Origin of the sequence: Bradyrhizobium sp. 17, from assembly GCF_023073515.1 — a bacterium.
Taxonomy (GTDB): Bacteria; Pseudomonadota; Alphaproteobacteria; order Rhizobiales; family Xanthobacteraceae; genus Bradyrhizobium; species Bradyrhizobium canariense_D.
On sequence record NZ_JADPJQ010000065.1, the window covers coordinates 70,801 to 87,700 of the forward strand.

The 16,900-nt window shown below is 63.7% G+C and carries 15 protein-coding genes; 11 read left to right on the forward strand and 4 right to left on the reverse strand.

Annotation, left to right across the window (positions count from 1 at the left end):
• Positions 1–3: 3 nt before the first annotated feature.
• The 4 genes from IVB13_RS10125 to IVB13_RS10140 are packed head-to-tail and all read right to left on the reverse strand — an operon-like array spanning position 4 to position 3,664.
• Positions 4–999 carry an alpha/beta hydrolase gene (locus IVB13_RS10125; RefSeq protein ID WP_085385882.1) on the reverse strand — a complete coding sequence of 332 codons (996 nt, stop codon included), beginning with the start codon at positions 997–999 and terminating at the stop codon, positions 4–6.
• Positions 1,000–1,009: 10 nt separating this feature from the next.
• Positions 1,010–2,560 (reverse strand): wax ester/triacylglycerol synthase family O-acyltransferase, encoded by a 1,551-nt coding sequence (locus IVB13_RS10130; RefSeq protein ID WP_247394401.1) that lies wholly within the window; start codon positions 2,558–2,560, stop codon positions 1,010–1,012.
• Positions 2,561–2,606: 46 nt separating this feature from the next.
• Positions 2,607–3,407 carry an alpha/beta hydrolase gene (locus IVB13_RS10135; RefSeq protein WP_018457034.1) on the reverse strand — a complete coding sequence of 267 codons (801 nt, stop codon included), beginning with the start codon at positions 3,405–3,407 and terminating at the stop codon, positions 2,607–2,609.
• Positions 3,407–3,664 carry a DUF6489 family protein gene (locus tag IVB13_RS10140; RefSeq protein WP_007593837.1) on the reverse strand — a complete coding sequence of 86 codons (258 nt, stop codon included), beginning with the start codon at positions 3,662–3,664 and terminating at the stop codon, positions 3,407–3,409. Before IVB13_RS10140 ends, IVB13_RS10135 begins: the two co-directional genes overlap by 1 nt.
• A gap of 304 nt (positions 3,665–3,968) precedes the next feature.
• Here IVB13_RS10140 and IVB13_RS10145 point away from each other — a divergent pair, with 304 nt between their 5' ends.
• The 11 genes from IVB13_RS10145 (at position 3,969) to IVB13_RS10195 (ending at position 16,898) form a co-directional block, all read left to right on the forward strand.
• Entirely contained in the window at positions 3,969–5,564 is a 1,596-nt protein-coding gene (locus IVB13_RS10145; RefSeq protein WP_247488748.1) for an ABC transporter substrate-binding protein, read from the forward strand.
• Positions 5,565–5,668: 104 nt separating this feature from the next.
• Positions 5,669–6,649 (forward strand): ABC transporter permease, encoded by a 981-nt coding sequence (locus IVB13_RS10150; RefSeq protein ID WP_007607877.1) that lies wholly within the window; start codon positions 5,669–5,671, stop codon positions 6,647–6,649.
• A 10-nt stretch (positions 6,650–6,659) separates the two neighbouring features.
• Positions 6,660–7,631 carry an ABC transporter permease gene (locus tag IVB13_RS10155; protein WP_018457036.1) on the forward strand — a complete coding sequence of 324 codons (972 nt, stop codon included), beginning with the start codon at positions 6,660–6,662 and terminating at the stop codon, positions 7,629–7,631.
• A gap of 103 nt (positions 7,632–7,734) precedes the next feature.
• The gene (locus IVB13_RS10160; RefSeq protein ID WP_247363484.1) at positions 7,735–8,721 is read left to right on the forward strand and encodes an ABC transporter ATP-binding protein; all 987 of its coding nucleotides are present in this window, start codon (positions 7,735–7,737) and stop codon (positions 8,719–8,721) included.
• Positions 8,718–9,707 (forward strand): oligopeptide/dipeptide ABC transporter ATP-binding protein, encoded by a 990-nt coding sequence (locus IVB13_RS10165; protein ID WP_247363485.1) that lies wholly within the window; start codon positions 8,718–8,720, stop codon positions 9,705–9,707. Before IVB13_RS10160 ends, IVB13_RS10165 begins: the two co-directional genes overlap by 4 nt.
• An 81-nt stretch (positions 9,708–9,788) precedes the next feature.
• Positions 9,789–11,594, forward strand: coding sequence for a gamma-glutamyltransferase family protein (locus tag IVB13_RS10170; protein ID WP_247488750.1), 1,806 nt, complete (start codon positions 9,789–9,791; stop codon positions 11,592–11,594).
• A gap of 8 nt (positions 11,595–11,602) precedes the next feature.
• Positions 11,603–12,313 (forward strand): DUF1028 domain-containing protein, encoded by a 711-nt coding sequence (locus IVB13_RS10175; protein ID WP_247488753.1) that lies wholly within the window; start codon positions 11,603–11,605, stop codon positions 12,311–12,313.
• On the forward strand, positions 12,310–13,299 hold the full coding sequence (locus tag IVB13_RS10180) for an ABC transporter ATP-binding protein (protein ID WP_247488755.1): 990 nt from the start codon (positions 12,310–12,312) through the stop codon (positions 13,297–13,299). The genes IVB13_RS10175 and IVB13_RS10180 overlap by 4 nt, the downstream gene beginning before the upstream one ends.
• Positions 13,299–14,390 carry a dipeptide ABC transporter ATP-binding protein gene (locus IVB13_RS10185; RefSeq protein ID WP_247488756.1) on the forward strand — a complete coding sequence of 364 codons (1,092 nt, stop codon included), beginning with the start codon at positions 13,299–13,301 and terminating at the stop codon, positions 14,388–14,390. Before IVB13_RS10180 ends, IVB13_RS10185 begins: the two co-directional genes overlap by 1 nt.
• Positions 14,391–14,413: 23 nt before the next feature.
• Positions 14,414–15,925 carry an ABC transporter substrate-binding protein gene (locus IVB13_RS10190; RefSeq protein ID WP_026233287.1) on the forward strand — a complete coding sequence of 504 codons (1,512 nt, stop codon included), beginning with the start codon at positions 14,414–14,416 and terminating at the stop codon, positions 15,923–15,925.
• A gap of 31 nt (positions 15,926–15,956) precedes the next feature.
• Complete coding sequence (locus IVB13_RS10195) at positions 15,957–16,898, forward strand: ABC transporter permease (protein WP_018457044.1); 942 nt, start codon at positions 15,957–15,959, stop codon at positions 16,896–16,898.
• Positions 16,899–16,900: the final 2 nt, after the last annotated feature.

The window sequence follows — 16,900 nt, forward strand, 5'->3', positions numbered from 1 at the left end:
GAGCTAGCCAAACCGCCTTCTACGCCATTCGATCAGCTTGGCGCTGACTTCCTCCGGCTTCTCCTGCTGCGTCCAATGGCCGCTGTCGCGGACCAGATATTTTTCCAGATCGGGGATCAGCTTGTCCATGCCATCGGCGGAAGACGGCGGCAACACCGCGTCGTTCTCGGCCATGATCATCAGCGACGGCACGCGCACCGTATGATCGAGCCCTTCGGCGCGCATCCAGTTGCGGGACATATTGCGGTACCAGTTGATGCCGCCGGTGAAGCCCGTCCTGGTGAAATTGTCCACGAACACCTTTTTCTCTTCCGGCGACAGGATCGGCGTGCGAGGATCGTGCTTCGCATCGTAGCCCGCGATCATCTGCGGAAATGCCAGGTTCAGTCGCGGGGAGGCACCGACACCCGCGACGACTTCCTCCGCCGGAGCATCTGCCGGGCGCGCTACGGGCTTGCGCATGAAGGCATCGAAGGTCTGCTCGACGCGACTGCCAAAGATCTTGTCGGGCTCACGCGCGGGATCCTGGAACTGCACGATATACATCTTTTCGCCGAAGCGCGCGCGCAGGAGCTCGATCGGATCGGCCCAGGCGCGGTTGGTATGAGGCGTATTGATGCCGACCACGCCGGCGACCCGGTCGATGTGCCGGAGTGGCATCTGCCAGACGATAAAACCGCCCCAGTCATGGCCGACGAAGATCGCCTTGTCGATCTGAAGATGGTCGAGCAGGCCGATCAGATCGCCGGTCAGGTGCTCGATGTCGTAGTCCTCGACCGGCTCTGGCCGGTCGGTCGCGCCGTAGCCGCGCTGGTCCGGCGCGATCACGCGGATGCCGGCCTCGCTCAGCGCCTTGATCTGGTGGCGCCAGGAAAATGCGAGTTCGGGCCAGCCATGGCACAGCACCATCGGCGGCTTGTCTGTAACCGGGCCCGCCTCGTAATAGCCCATGCGGATTCCGTTCGTCTGTACGAACTTGAGCGGTGGCATTTCAATCATCGGAACATTCCTACTCAGCGGCGCCCTTGATGTCCGCCGCGGGCGAAGCATAGGCAGCCTCGAGCGCGGCGAATTCTTCCGGCAGCATGTCGCACATCACCTCCACGTGCGGAATGATGTTGGCGCCGACGATGAAGCCGAAATCGAGCTGGTCGCGATAGCTCTGCACGGTGATGTTGAGCGCCTGTCCGTGCGTCGAGATCGATACCGGGAAGATGTGCAACAGCTCCGCGCCCGCGGCGTAGAGCGTCTGCCGCGGCCCCGGCACGTTGGACACCGTAATGTTCGCAGCCGGCGGCAACACATTCGACAAGTCGGAGCGGCTGTAGAGCAGCGCCATGATCTGCACGACAATCGGCGCGCCCAGCATCGAGATATTGGAGATCTGCGGCATCAGAGCCCGTAGTGGATGCGACATCTCCTTGGACTTGGTCGATTGCGCGATAATGGCTTCCAGGCGTGCCTTGGGATCGTCGATGTTGGTTGCGATCGAGCAGATCATGCCGAACACCTGGTTGTTGGCGTCGGTGTTGCCCTCCTCGCGCAGCGAGATCGGTACGGCAGCGGTCAAGGACTTCGCCGGCAGCGTTCCATGTTGCTGCAGGTAGCGCCGGACCACCCCGGAAGCGAGCGCCAGCACGACGTCGTTGAGTTTGCCGCCGGCCTGCTTGGCCAGCGCCTTGGATCGCGACAGCGAAATCGAGACACCGGCGAAGCTGCGCTCGGACGAGATCGATTTGTTGAGCATGGTCGGCGGCGAGACCATGCTGGCGAGGCTCTCGCGCGATTTTGGATCGGATATCTTGCCGAGCACGTCCGAGACGCTCTTGACCATGGTTGGGATGTTGCCGGCAAAGCGCACCGCACTCTCGATCTGGTACATCGCATTGTCGAACAGGATCGAACCGATATCGCTCTTGCCGGTGCGTGGCAGCTGCAGATTCTTCGCGGCCGCCGATGCATCGAGCGGCTGGGTGAAAAGCTGCTGGTAGGAATCGACCAGGTTCGCTGCGATGTCGCGCGGCTCCTGCCCGGGCTTCGCTCCCGCGGTCGGCGGATCGACCTTCCGCGGGATCGGCGAGATGTCGTAGATCATGTTGGTCAGCGCCGCACCGGCGCCGCCGTCGATGGCGGCATGATGCATCTTGGAATAGAGCCCGACCTCGTTGTCCTTCATGCCCTCGAACACGTAGAACTCCCAGAGCGGGCGGGCACGGTTCAAGAGCTTGGCGTGCATCCAGCCCACGATGCGTTCGAGCGTAGCGCGGTCGCGCGGCTGCGGCAGGCTGGCGCGGAAGATGTGACGGTCAATGTCGAACTGATCGTCCTCGATCCAGGAGGGATGATCGATATCGAGCGGCGCCTTCTCCAGCCGCGCTTTGAGGATCGGCGCGATGTGCAGGCGCGAGACGATCATCGCCTTGAAATCTTCGAAGAAGTCGCCCTTGTAGTCGTCCGGCAGACGAAAGATCGCCATGCTCCCGACATGCATCGGCATTTCCGGCGTTTCCAGATAGAGAAACGACGCGTCCAGCGACGACAGCTTCTTACCGTCAGCCATAGTTCCCTCCCGAGTATTTGACGGGCGCCTTAGGCGGCGCTTCTCGTCAGGCCGATACTGCCTGTTCCGGCGGGGCATATGCAATGGCAAACGGCCCTGCCCTGTCAAATGGCCAGAACTCTCCCTCCGGTTGCGCAAGGCGGTCCGCCACGGCCCACAGCGCCGCGGGATTCACCCCAAGCCCGATATGGCTCGCCAGGTGCACCTCGATGTTCTCGGCACGGTCGGAGGGACGCAGCAGGCAGGTCCGCCAGTTCACAATCCCGTCGGCGCGCGAATAGATCGACGTCGCCGGCACCGGAAGATCGCCGGCGATCGCCACGCGCAGCTCGGCGAAATCCTCGACACGCTCGCCGGACATCATCTCGTAGAGCCGCGTCGCATTGGTCGCCCGTATGTCATTGGCAAAAGGGCTGCCGAGCGTGATGGCATTGCGGACCATGTCGGGCGCCTGTAGCGCGAGATCGCGCGCATAGACGCCGCCGAGACTCCATCCGACCAGGCTGACCTTGCGGCCGCTCGCAGCATGGATTTCGGCTAGACGGGCGCGCAACGAGTCCCGCATCCGTCCGAACCCGCCGAAATTTCGGCCCATCCGCCAGGCATGTGCCTCATAGCCAAGCTCGCTGAGATAGCGCCGCATCGGCGCCATCGAGAGATCGCTGGCGAGGAAGCCAGGCAGCGCCAGCACCGGATGGCCGTCGCCTTTTGGCGCCCGCATCAGGACCGGCGACAGCAGCAGGCTGGCGTTGAGTTCGAGCAACCCACGGGCTTCGGCGAGCAGCAAAGCAAGGCCCGGCGGACGAAGCCGGCCTGAGGTCTGCGGCCCGTCCGGACCGGGCGGCATTATTTCTTCTTATCGCCGCTGCGCGTGCCGCCGAGGCCGGCCATGGTGACGAACATGTCCTGAAATCGCTCGGCAAGCTTTGGATCGAAGGTGAACCAGCTCTGGATCAGCGATTCCGGCGAGACCTTGTCGATGTTGCTCAGAACCTGCTGCTGCAGCTTGTCCATGACCGCCGTCTGCATTGGTGCCAGGTCGGGCAATCCGATGAACTGACGGGCTTCGAGGGGGGTACAGTCGATTTCGATGTTAACTTTCATGTCCCCTCCAGATGAGATTCGAGCGGCCTACTGCAGTATCGCCGCGAGGCGGTGTACAACGCAAGCGACCTGAAGCCGGTGGCGGCGCTCCGGCTTCCCCGATCGGCGGATATGGTCAATCAAAATCGGCCGCGGCCGCGCCCGTCCTCCCGTCATGCCGGTCAGCATTGCTGCACAGCGGTGCAACTTGGCGCGTTCCTTGCTGGAATGGCGCTTGCACGGGTCGAGAACTCTGGGCAACATGGTTCGATCAGCCCCGCCGAACAATCAAAAATGACGGTGCGGGCGAGTGGAGAGGTCAAGAATGTCAGTCGGACGAAGTCTGTTTGCGGCGACGCTCGCCAGTATGCTTGCGTTGGCGGTCTCGCCGGCGTCGAGCCAGACGCTGCGCTACGCCAACCAGGGCGATCTCAAGTCGCTTGATCCGTATTCGCTGAACGAGTCCACCACGCACGCTCATCTCGGTCACGTCTATCAAGGCCTCACCGCGCGCGACAAGGACCTGAAGATCATCCCGGCGCTGGCTGAGAGCTGGGAGACACCGGAGCCGACCCGCTGGCGCTTCCATTTGCGCAAGGGCGTCAAATTTCATAACGGCGACCCCTTCACCGCCGACGACGTGCTGTTCTCCGCCGATCGCGTCCGCAACAAGAACTCGAACATGCAGACCCGGCTGGCGCCCAACGTCAAGGTCGTCAAGGTCGACGACTACACAGTCGATTTCGTCCTGCCCTCGCCCAATCCCATCCTAAATTCGTCGTGGGATGTCTGGTACATCATGGACAAGAAATGGGCTGAGGAGAACAAAGCGGTCGAGCCGACGCCGGTGTCCGCGACCTCTCCGAGCTATGCCTCGCTTCACGAGAACGGCACCGGTTCCTTCATCATCGAAAGCCATCAGCCCGGTGTGAAGACCGTGTTCAAGGCCAATCCCAACTACTGGGGCAAGATGGAAGGTAACCTGAAGGAGATTATCTTCACCCCGATCTCGTCCGATGCCACCCGCGTCGCCGCGCTGCTCTCGGGTGAAGTGGACGTGATCGAGCCGGTGCCGATCCAGGACATCTCCCGCGTCGATGCGAGCCCGAATGCCCAGGTGCTGAAGGCCCCTGAGTTGCGCACCATCTTCATCGGATTCGATCAGACGCGTGACGAGCTGCTCTACTCCAACATCAAGGGCAAGAACCCGTTCAAGGATGTCAAGGTCCGCGAAGCCTTCTACAAAGCCATCGACATCGAGCTGATCAAGACGCGGGTGATGCGCGGGCTGTCCACGCCCTCGGCGCTGATGATCGCTCCGGAATTGTTCGTGCTGTCCAAGGAGTTCACCCGGCCGAAGTTCGATCCAGATGGTGCCAAGAAGCTCCTGGCCGAGGCCGGGTACCCCGAAGGCTTCGAGGTCACCATGGATTGCCCGAACGATCGGTACGTCAACGACGCGGCGATCTGCCAGGCCGTCGTGGGCATGCTTGCCCGCATCGGCGTCAAGATCAATCTGCTGGCGCAGCCCAAGGCGCAATACTTCGCCAAGGTGTTGAAGCAGGGCGGCTATCAGACCTCGTTCTACATGCTGGGCTGGACGCCGAGCACGATGGACTCCCATAACGTGCTCTACGACATCATGGGCTGTCGCGACGATGCGAAATCATCGCGCGGCGAGGCCAATCTCGGCGGCTATTGCAACAAGGAATTCGACGCCATCACCGACAAGGTGCTGGTCGAAACCGACACCACCAAGCGCAACCAGCTGATCAAGCAAGCGTATGAGATCAGCATCAAGGACTGGGCTTATATTCCGCTGCACCAGCAGGCGCTGGCCTGGGGCGTATCGAAAAAGGTCAACCTGCCGCAGCGCGCCGACAATCTGGTCATGTTCCACTGGGCGACCAAGAAGGAATAGCGTCAGTTGAACACAAGGTCCCGGCAGCGTCAGGCTACCGGGACCTTTCCTTTTTCGGCTGACAAAGACGTCGGCCAGACGCACACTCAAGGAAAGTGGAAGGCATGCTCGCTTTCACGCTTCGCCGGGCCGTTCAGGCCATCGGCGTCATGTTCGCCGTCGGCATCATCGCGTTCTCGATGTTCCGCTTCGCCGGCGACCCCATCAACCAGATCGTCTCGCTTGATACGCCGGCGGCCGAACGCGCCGCCGTGCGCAAGTCGCTGGGCCTCGATGATCCCGTGCCGGTGCAGTTCGTGCGCTATTTCGCCGATGCGGCGCAATTCAAGTTCGGCGTCTCCTATCAGTTCCGCCAGCCGGTCTCGACGCTGTTGATGGAGCGTATGCCGGCAACGCTGGAACTTGCGATCTGCGCGACCGTATTTGCAATGGTCTCCGGCATCCTGATGGGCGTCTATTCGGCGCTCAGGCGCGACACCCTGCTCGCCAAATTATTCCAGGCGGTTTCGCTGATCGGCATCTCGCTGCCGACTTTCCTGATCGGCATCCTTCTGATTTACCTGTTCGCGGTGACGTTGGGCTGGTTGCCCTCGTTCGGCCGGGGCGAAGTCGTCAAGCTGGGTTGGTGGACCACGGGCCTGCTCACATTGTCGGGCCTGAAGGCGCTGATCATGCCCTCGATCACGCTCGGCCTGTTCCAGATGACCCTGATCATGCGGCTGGTGCGCGCGGAGATGCTGGAAGTGCTTCGGACAGATTATATCCGCTTTGCCCGCGCCCGCGGGCTGACAACCCGTGCCATTCATTTCGGCCACGCGCTGAAGAACACGCTGATTCCGGTGATCACGGTAGCCGGCCTGCAGTTTGGCTCGGTTATTGCATTTTCGATCATCACCGAAACCGTGTTCCAATGGCCCGGCATGGGACTTCTGTTCGTACAGGCCGTGCAAAACGTCGATATCCCGATTATGGCCGCCTACTTGTTGATGGTCTCACTGATTTTCGTCACCATCAATCTGGTGGTCGACATCCTCTACACCGTCGTCGATCCGCGCCTGCGCGCGACCGTCGGCCGCGCCACATAAGGCAGCCTGTATGTCCGAAGTGGTCGCCTCTCATCCCGACAAGCCGAGCACGCTGCCGACGCATGCCGCCCGCAGCTGGTTCAGTCGCGCACTCAACAGCGACATCTTCTATTCGTTTCGCCGATCCAAGCTGACCATGGTGGCGGCAGTCATTACCGTGCTGTTCTTCCTGCTCGCGATCTTTGCCTCCGCGCTCGCGGTGCAGGACCCGTTCGATCCGGCACAGCTCCAATTGATGAATTCCCGGATCTCACCGCTCTGGACCGCCGAGGGGCAGAGCCCGTTCCTGCTCGGCACCGACGAGCAGGGCCGCGACGTGTTCTCCGCCATTCTCTACGGGCTGCGCATCTCGCTCGCCGTCGGCGTGGCCGGCGTGATCTTCGCCGGCGCGCTCGGCATCGCGCTTGGCCTGGTCGCCGGCTATTTCGGGGGCGCGGTGGACGGCGTGATCATGCGGATCGCCGACGTGCAACTCACTTTCCCCGCCATCCTGATCGCGCTGCTGGTCAACGGCATCGCCAAATCGATCCTCGGCAACCGGCTGGATGCAACCAGCATGCTGGTGGTGCTGGTGATCTCGATTGGCCTGAGTTTCTGGGTCGGGTATGCCCGCACGGTGCGCGGTTCCGTGATGGTCGAGAAGAACAAGGATTACGTGGCGGCCGCGCAATTGATCGGCCTTCCCGCACCAAAGATCATGTTCCGCCATGTGCTGCCAAACACGATGGGTCCGATCCTGGTCATCGCCACGATCAACCTTGCGCTCGCCATCATCACCGAGGCAACGCTGTCCTTCCTTGGCGTCGGCCTGCCCGACACAATGCCCTCGCTCGGCACGTTGATCCGCATCGGCAACAACTACCTGTTCGCGGGCGAATGGTGGATCGTGGCCTTTCCTGGTATCGCGCTCGCTGCCTTGATCCTGTCGATCAACCTGCTCGGCGACTGGCTGCGCGACGCGCTCAACCCGAAGCTCCGATGAGCAACATTTCGATGGGCAAGACTCGGATGAGCAAGACTTGGATGAGCAAGACCTGGACAAGCATGATTCGGATGAGCAAAACCTGGATGAGAGCGTCTCGCTCATGACCGACCCCATCCTCTCCGTGCGTAATCTTCAGGTCGAGTTCGCCTCCCGCCGCGGCACGCTACGCGCCATCGATGGCGTCTCCTTCGACATCGCCAAGGGCGAGGTACTCGGCGTGGTCGGCGAATCCGGCGCCGGCAAGTCCGTGACGGGCTTGGCTGTGATCGGCCTGATCGATCCGCCGGGCCGCATCGCCGGCGGCGAGATTCGCCTTGCGGGCCTGCGCATCGACAATTTGCCGGCGGAGGAGCTGCGCCGTATCCGGGGAAAACGGATCGGCATGATCTTCCAGGACCCCCTCACCTCGCTCAATCCGCTCTACCGCGTCGGCGACCAGCTCATCGAGACGATCAGAACGCATCTGAACCTGTCCGAGACCGCCGCCCGCCGCCGAGCCATCGACCTGCTCGCCGAAGTTGGAATCCCGGCTCCGGAAAAGCGCATCGACGGCTATCCGCACGAATTCTCCGGCGGCATGCGCCAGCGCGTTGTGATTGCGCTCGCGATCTGCGCCGAACCGGAGCTGATCATCGCCGACGAGCCGACCACCGCGCTCGACGTTTCCGTGCAGGCGCAGATCATCTCGCTGATCAAGCGTCTCGGCCGCGATCATGGCACTGCGGTGATGCTGGTGACCCACGACATGGGCGTGATCGCCGAGACCTCCGACCGGGTCGCGGTGATGTATGCCGGCCGCGTCGCCGAGATCGGTCCGGTGCAGGACGTGGTCAGAAACCCGCTGCACCCCTACGCCAAGGGCCTGATGGGCGCGATCCCGACCCTTGCCGGCGACGACAAGCGTCTGGTGCAGATCCCCGGCTCCATGCCGCGCCTGTCGGCGATCCCGCGCGGCTGTTCGTTCAATCCGCGCTGCGCATTCGCATTCGACCGATGCCGCGTGGAGAGGCCGGAGCCGCTGCCGCGCGGCACGCAATCCGTCGCCTGCCATCTCTATGACGGCGTGCCGGCCGAGAGCGCGGCATGAGCACTCCCTTCGTCCAGGCCACGAATCTGCGCCGCGTCTTCGACGTCTCGAAACCCTGGCTCAACCGCATGCTCGAAGGCGGGCAGCTCGAATATCTCAAGGCCGTCGATGGCGTCACCTTCGATATCAGGAAGGGCGAGACCTTTGCACTGGTCGGCGAATCCGGCTCGGGCAAGACCACGGTGGCGCGGATGGTCGTCGGCTTGCTGCCGCCAAGCTCCGGCAACGTCTTGATCGACGGCATCTCAATGACCGATCCGCGGCAGGCCCAGGCGCGGCGGAAACTGCGCCGCCGCATCCAGATGATCTTTCAGGATCCCTATGCGAGCCTGAACCCACGCTTCCGAGTCGACGCCATCATCTCCGAGCCAATCCGCGCGTTCGACCTGATCGAGGGCGAGCGCGACATCCAGGCGCGGGTCGGAGAGCTTCTCACCCTCGTCGGGCTGCATCCCGACGACAGGTTGAAATTTCCGCACGAATTCTCGGGCGGCCAGCGCCAGCGCATCGCGATCGCGCGCGCGCTCGCCTCCGACGCCGAATTCATCGTCTGCGACGAGCCGACCTCCGCGCTTGACGTCTCCGTGCAGGCGCAGATCCTGAACCTGATGCGCGACCTCCAGGACAAGTTCGGCTTGACCTACATGTTCATCAGCCACAACCTCGCCGTCGTCCGCCACATGGCGAGCCGCGTCGGTGTGATGTATCTCGGCCGCATCGTCGAGATCGCGGAAGGGCGCGAGCTGTTTGCCCATCCGCGCATGCCCTATACCAAGATGCTGCTTGGCGCCGTGCCTGATCTTGCCATGAGCGGCCGCCAGCGCATCCCCGTGAAGGGCGAGATCCCGAACCCGATCAACCCGCCGTCCGGGTGCGCCTTTAATCCGCGCTGCCCGCTGGCGTTCGATCTCTGCCGCAGGGAAGCACCTGAATTGATCGACGGCGTCGCCTGCCACGCGGTCAACACCGCGCCGGTACCGGCGTGACGCGCGCGTGCCATGCAGCCTGCGCATTTGGCGGCGGCCTGGCCCTGTGATCAATTGCGCGCGCCGCAAATGAGGTAGTCCATGGCCAGCATCGTCAATCCCGATCCCTTCACGACACGCCCCGAGATCGAAGGCACCTTCGGGGTCGTTGCGACCACGCACTGGATCGCGACCGCTATCGGGATGGCCATCCTGGAAAAGGGCGGCAATGCCTTTGACGCCGGCGTCGCCACCGCTTTCACGCTCCAGGTGGTCGAGCCGCATCTGAACGGCCCCGGCGGCGACGTTCCGATCATCGTGCACGACGTGAAGCGCGGCCGCACCGAGGTGATCTGCGGCCAGGGCCCGGCACCGGCCCGCGCCACCATCGCGCATTACAAGAGCGAAGGCCTCGACATGGTGCCCGGCACCGGCCTGCTCGCGGCCTGCGTCCCCGGCACCTTCGAATCCTGGATGATGCTGCTGCGTGACTACGGCACGATGCGCGTACGCGACGTGCTGGAGCCCGCGATCTCCTATGCGCGCGACGGCTATCCGCTGGTCGAGCGCGCCTGCGCCACAATCCAGACCGTCGAGCAATTATTCCGCACGCACTGGCCGACATCGGCCGCCGTCTATCTCCCGAACGGCGAAGTGCCAAAGCCCGGCACGCTCTTCACCAACAAGACACTTGCGGCGACCTATGCGCGAATCCTGAGCGAGGCCGAAAGCGGCGGCGGCGGCCGCGATGCCGAGATCGAGCGCGCACGCAAGGCCTGGTCGCAGGGCTTCGTCGCGGAAGCCATCGACAAATTCTGCCGGACGCAGGACGTGATGGACGTCAGCGGCTCGCCGCATCGCGGTGTGCTGTCGGCCGACGACATGGCGCGCTGGCAGCCGACGGTCGAGGCTCCGCTCACCTACGATTATGGCCGCTACACGGTCTGCAAGGCCGGGGTCTGGAGCCAGGGTCCCGTGACGCTGCAGCAACTCGCGCTGCTGAAGGGCTTTGCCCTCGATGGGCTCGATCCGACCGGACCGGAGTTCATCCATCTCCAGATCGAATGCGCAAAACTCGCCTTTGCCGATCGCGAAAAATTCTACGGCGACCCCAAGTTCAGCGAAATCCCGATCGCAACGCTGCTGTCTAATGCCTATAACGACGAACGTCGTAAGTTGGTTACCGAGAAAGCTTCGCTCGATCTCCGGCCCGGCACGGTCGAGGGCCTTGGCGGCGTGGTCAAGCTGCGCCGAGCCGAGGGCCAGCGCGAGGCCGTCGGCGCGCTCGGCGCCGGCGAGCCAACCGTGGGGCGCTTCGGCGAGGTGCGCGGCGACACCGTGCATTTCGACATCATTGACAAGGTCGGCAACATGGTGTCCTCGACGCCGTCGGGAGGCTGGCTGCAATCCTCGCCTGTCATTCCCGAGCTGGGTTTCTGCCTCGGCAGTCGCGCACAAATGTTCGATTTGGAGGAGAACCAACCGAGCTCGCTCGCGCCGGGCAAACGGCCCCGCACCACGCTGTCGCCGACCATGGCACTGCGCGACGGCGAGCCTTATCTCGCCTGGGGCTCGCCCGGCGGCGACCAGCAGGACCAGTGGATCACGCAGTTTTTCCTTCGACACGTCCACTGCAATCTCAATCTCCAGGAGTCGATCGACGCGCCGGCCTGGCATTCCGAGCATTTCCCGATCTCGTTCTGGCCCCGCACCGCGCGCCCCGGCGTGCTCGTGGTCGAGAACCGCGTGCCGAAGGCGACGATCGCGAATCTTCGCGAACGCGGACATATCGTCGAGGTCGGACCGGACTGGTCGGAAGGCCGCCTCACCGCGGCCTCGCGCGTCGGTCCGCGCCGCCGCGCCGCCGCCAATCCGCGCGGCATGCAGGGCTACGCCGCAGGGCGCTAAGGCAGCACATGACCTGGTCGATCATCGCGCGCGATTCCGCTACCGGCCAGTTTGGCATCGCCGTTGCCACGCGCTTCTTCGCCGTCGGCGCGCGTGTCCCCTACGTCGCGGCGGGCCTTGGCGCCATCGCGACGCAGGCTTTCGTCAATCCCTACTACGGCATCGATGGCGTCAAGCTGCTGCGTGAGGGCCTCAACGCGCACGACGTGCTGGCCGCCCTGCTCGCGACCGACGACGGCCGCGAGAGTCGCCAGATCCACATCATGGACGCCAGCGGCGCGATTGCCGCGCATACCGGGGGCGACTGCGTCGATTGGTGCGGACACATCGCGGGCAGCGGCTTCTCGATCGCCGGCAACATGCTCGCGGGCGCCGATGTGCTCGACGAGACCGCAAAAACCTATATCGCCAATGACAGCCTGCCCTTCCCGCGCCGCCTGCTCGCCGCGATGCACGCAGGCGAGGCCGCTGGCGGCGACAAGCGCGGCAAGCAGTCCGCCGCGCTCCTGATCCACGGCGAGGAGGAATGGCCGGCGCTGGACCTGCGCGCCGACGATCATCCCGATCCGCTCGGCGAGCTCGAGCGGCTCGAGCGCGTCAGCCACGAGCTCTGGGTCCACTTCCGCGCTTCCATGCCAACCCGGCAGAACCCTGCCGGCAACACCGATCGCAGCGTCATCGACGCCAGCATCGCCGCAGCGCGCGCAAAACGCTCATGAACCCGAGCCCTCTCATCGAGATCAGCGATCTGCGCATTCATTTTCACGGCGACGACGGCCGCGTCACCCATGCGGTCGACAGCGTCGATCTCAGCGTCGCCAATGGCGCGACGCTCGGCCTCGTCGGCGAATCCGGCTGCGGCAAGAGCGTGACGTCGCTGGCGATCATGGGCCTGCTGCCAAAGCAGAGTGCGGAGATCTCCGGCGCGATCAGCTTCGACGGTTTCGACCTGCTTAAGACGTCGGACCAGACGCTGCGCGACCTTCGCGGCAACCGGCTCGCGATGATCTTTCAGGAGCCGATGACCTCGCTCAATCCGAGCTTCACCATCGGCGACCAGATCATCGAGACGATTTTGCGCCACCGCGGCGGTTCGCGCAGGAGTGCGCGCGAGCGGGCGATCGATCTGCTGCGCCGCGTCCACATCCCCTCGCCCGAGCGGCGGATCGACGAATATCCGCACAAGCTCTCCGGCGGCATGCGCCAGCGCGTCATGATCGCGATGGCGCTCGCCTGCGACCCGCGGCTGCTGATCGCGGACGAGCCGACCACCGCGCTCGATGTCACGCTGCAGGCGCAGATCCTGGAGCTGATGCGCGAATTGAAGGCGGCGAGCGGCGCGGCCATCATCCTGATCACCCACGATCTCGGCGTCGTCGCCGAAGTCTGCGACGAGGTCGCGGTGATGTATGCCGGCGAGATCGTCGAGCGCGCGCCGGTGGACGAGCTGTTCTCAGCGCCGCAGCATCCCTACACCGTCGGCCTGCTCGGCTCGATCCCGCGGCTTGACCATCGCGCCGACCAGCTCGCCACGATCGAGGGCATGGTCCCGAACATGATGCAGCCGCCCGCGGGATGCCGCTTCGCCGCACGCTGCCCCTTCGTGCTGGACGCCTGCACCAAGGCGCCGCCCCCGCTGCTCGAAGTCAGCCCCGGCCACCTCTCGCGCTGCCTGCGCGCCCCGCTCGAACGTCTGGTGTCGTGATGGCTCTGCTCGAGGTTCAGGGTCTGCTCAAGCATTTCGTCGCCGAGCGTTCGCTGTTCGGCCGGGCGCTGGCGCATGTCAAAGCCGTCGATGGCGTTTCCTTCTCGCTCGATGCCGGCAAGACGCTAGCGCTGGTCGGTGAATCCGGCTGCGGCAAATCCACCGTTAGCCGCCTGGTGCTGCGGCTGATCGAGCCGGATGCAGGCACGATCCGTTTCGAAGGCCGCGATCTGCTCTCGCTCGACGCGCGCGCCTTTCGCCGCGAGGCGCAGATCATCTTCCAGGACCCCTACGCCTCGCTCAATCCGCGCATGACCGTCGGCCAGATCCTGACCGAGCCGCTGGCGCTGCACAATCTGGTGCCGCCCGCCCGGCGGCGCGAACGCGTCGAGGAGATCCTGCGGCTGGTCGGGCTGGAGCCGCGGCTGGCGCGTCGTTACCCGCACGAGTTTTCCGGCGGCCAGCGCCAGCGTATCGCCATCGCCCGCGCGCTCGCGGTCGAGCCGAAACTGATCATCTGCGATGAGCCGGTCTCGGCGCTCGACGTCTCGATCCGCTCGCAGATCCTCAATCTGCTGCGCGAGCTGCAGGACCGGCTCGGGCTGGCCTACATTTTCGTCTCGCACGACCTCGCGGTGGTCAAGCACATCGCCGACCACGTGGCGGTGATGAATCTCGGCCAGATCGTCGAGACGGCGGCGGCGGACGCGCTGTTTGCCGCACCACGTCATCCCTACAGCCGGGCTTTATTGTCCGCGATTCCCGTGCCTAAACCGCGGGCAAAGCGCAGCCACATTGTGCTGCAGGGCGAAATCCCCAGCGCGCTCAGTCCGCCGCCGGGATGCCGCTTCCACACCCGCTGCCCCTACGTGGTCGACCGTTGCCGCAACGAAATGCCTCAGCTCGTGCCTTATGGCATCGGACATGCAACGGCCTGCCACCGAACGTCGGAACTGCCGTCGTCCGAAGCGATCGTCCCAACGGACGGCGGCTTCTCCCCGGTTCTCGAAAAATTGGTCGCCGCCTTCAGCGGCGGCCCGGAAGCAGCCCGCGGCAGCGGGGTTAGTTCATTGGGGACGAACCCGGCATAGCCGTAAAACAGAGGTTGAGAGCGATGAGTCCTATGCGTTTGGCACTCCTGGCGTCGGCATTGCTGACGTCGCTCGTAGGCGCGGCCCAAGCCCAGACCACACTTCGCATCGGCATCGCCGAGGATCCTGACATCCTCGATCCCAGCATCGGCCGCACCTATGTCGGCCGCATCGTGTTCTCCGCCTTCTGCGACAAGCTGTTCGACATCGACGAGAAGCTCAACATCGTGCCGCAGCTCGCGCTGTCGCATGAGACCTCGCCCGACGGCAAGGAGATGACGATCAAGCTCCGGCCCAACGTGAAATTCCACGACGGCGAGCCGCTCGACGCGGAAGCCGCAAAGTTCTCGATCGAGCGTCACATGACGCTGCCGACCTCGTTCCGCAAGTCCGAGCTCGCCAGCGTCGACCATGTCGAAATCGTAGACCCTCTGACCATCAAGCTGGTGCTTAAGACACCTTACTCCCCGCTGATCGCCCAGCTGACCGACCGCTCCGGCATGATGGTGTCGCCGAAGGCTGCCAAGGAGGCCGGCGACAAGTTCGGCCTGCATCCGGTCTGCGCCGGTCCCTACAAGTTCGTCGAGCGCGTGCAGCAGGACCGCATGGTCTTCGAAAAATTCGCCGACTATTGGAACAAGGACAACATCCATATCGACCGGGTGGTCTTCCTGCCGATCGTTGACGCCACGGTGCGCCTTGCCAACCTGAAGTCCGGCGGACTCGATCTAATCGAGCGCGTGCTCGCCACCGACATCAAGGACGTGCGTGCGGATTCGCGGCTCGTGCTGTCGACGGCACCGGAGCTCGGCTATTACGGCCTGACCGTCAATATCGGCAACGACAAAGCAAAGGGGCCGCTCAGCCAGTCGGCGAAAGTACGCCAAGCGCTCGATCTGTCGATCGATCGCGAAGCTCTCAACCAAGTTGTCTTTAACGGCGAGTTCACCCCAGGCAATCAATGGGTCAGCCCGACACATCCCTATTACCAGAAGGCGTTCCCGGTCCACGGCCGCGACGTCGCGAAGGCCAAGGCGCTGCTGAAGGAAGCGGGCATCACCTCGCCGGTGACCGTCGACTACATGATCCCCAAGGGCGCGGAGAACGAAGCGGTTGCCCAGGTGATCCAGTCGATGGCGGCGGAAGCGGGCTTCGACATCAAGATCCGCGCGGTCGAATTCGCGACCACCTTCAAGCAGGCCCAGGCCGGCGAGTTCCAGATCTTCCAGATCAACTGGAGCGGCCGCATCGATCCCGACGGCAACTCCTACATCTTCATGCGCAGCAAGGCACCGCAGAACGATGGCGTCTATTCGAACCCGGAAGCCGACAAGCTGATGGAAGACGGCCGGCTGACCGCCAAATTCGATGAGCGCAAGGCGATCTACGAAAAGCTGACCGGGATCGTGCTCAACGATTTGCCGATCATCTACATCTACCACCGCACGCTTCTGATTGCGCATACGACTAAACTCCAGGGCTATAAGCAGATGCCGGATGGCCTCGTGCGCGTGGTCGGGCTGAAGTTCAAGTGAGCGTGGCCTCGCCTGACACGCGGCTGGCGCCATGCTGAACTTCCTCGCCCGCCGCATCGCGCAGATCGTGCCGACACTGTTCTTCGTGTCGGTGCTGATCTTCTCGCTCCAGCAATTGTTGCCAGGTGATCCAGCGCTGGTGATGGCCGGTGAGGAGCGCGATCCCGCCGTGATCGAGCAGATCCGCCAGCAATACCGGCTCGATCAGCCGATCCCCGTGCAGTACGTTTATTGGCTCAAGGGCGTTCTATCAGGCAATTTCGGTGAATCGCTGCGCAACAAGATGCCGGTGCGCGAGCTGATCGCGCAGAAGCTGCCGGTGACGCTCCAGCTCGGCTCGATGGCAATGTTGATCGCGCTCTTGATCGGCATTCCCGCCGGCATCGTCTCCGCCGTGAAAAGGGGCACCGTCTGGGATTATGGTGCCAATTTGTTCGCGCTGTGGGGCATCTCGACGCCGAATTTCTGGCTCGGCATCATGCTGATCTTCCTGTTCTCGATCGAACTCGGCTGGCTGCCGGCGTCCGGCTACGTGCCGTTGACTGAGAACTGGCGCGCGAGCCTCGCCGCCACCATCATGCCGGCCTTCGTGCTCGGCAACGCAATTTCCGCGGTCCTAATGCGGCACACCCGGAGCGCCATGCTGCAGGTGCTGGAAAGCGACTATGTCCGCACCGCGCGCGCCAAGGGATTGTCCGAACGCTCGGTCATCCTCAAGCACGCCATGCGCAACGCACTCACGCCAATCATTACGCTCGGCGCGCTCGAGCTCGGCACGCTCTTGTCGGGCGCGGTTCTGACTGAGCAGATCTTCTCCATTCCGGGCTTCGGCAAACTGATCGTGGACGCCGTGTTCAACCGCGACTACGCGGTGGTACAGGGCGTCGTGCTGGTGACGGCGACGGTCTACATCACACTGAACCTGGTTGCCGATGTCGCCTACATCCTCGTCAATCCGCGGCTACGGGGCTAGAC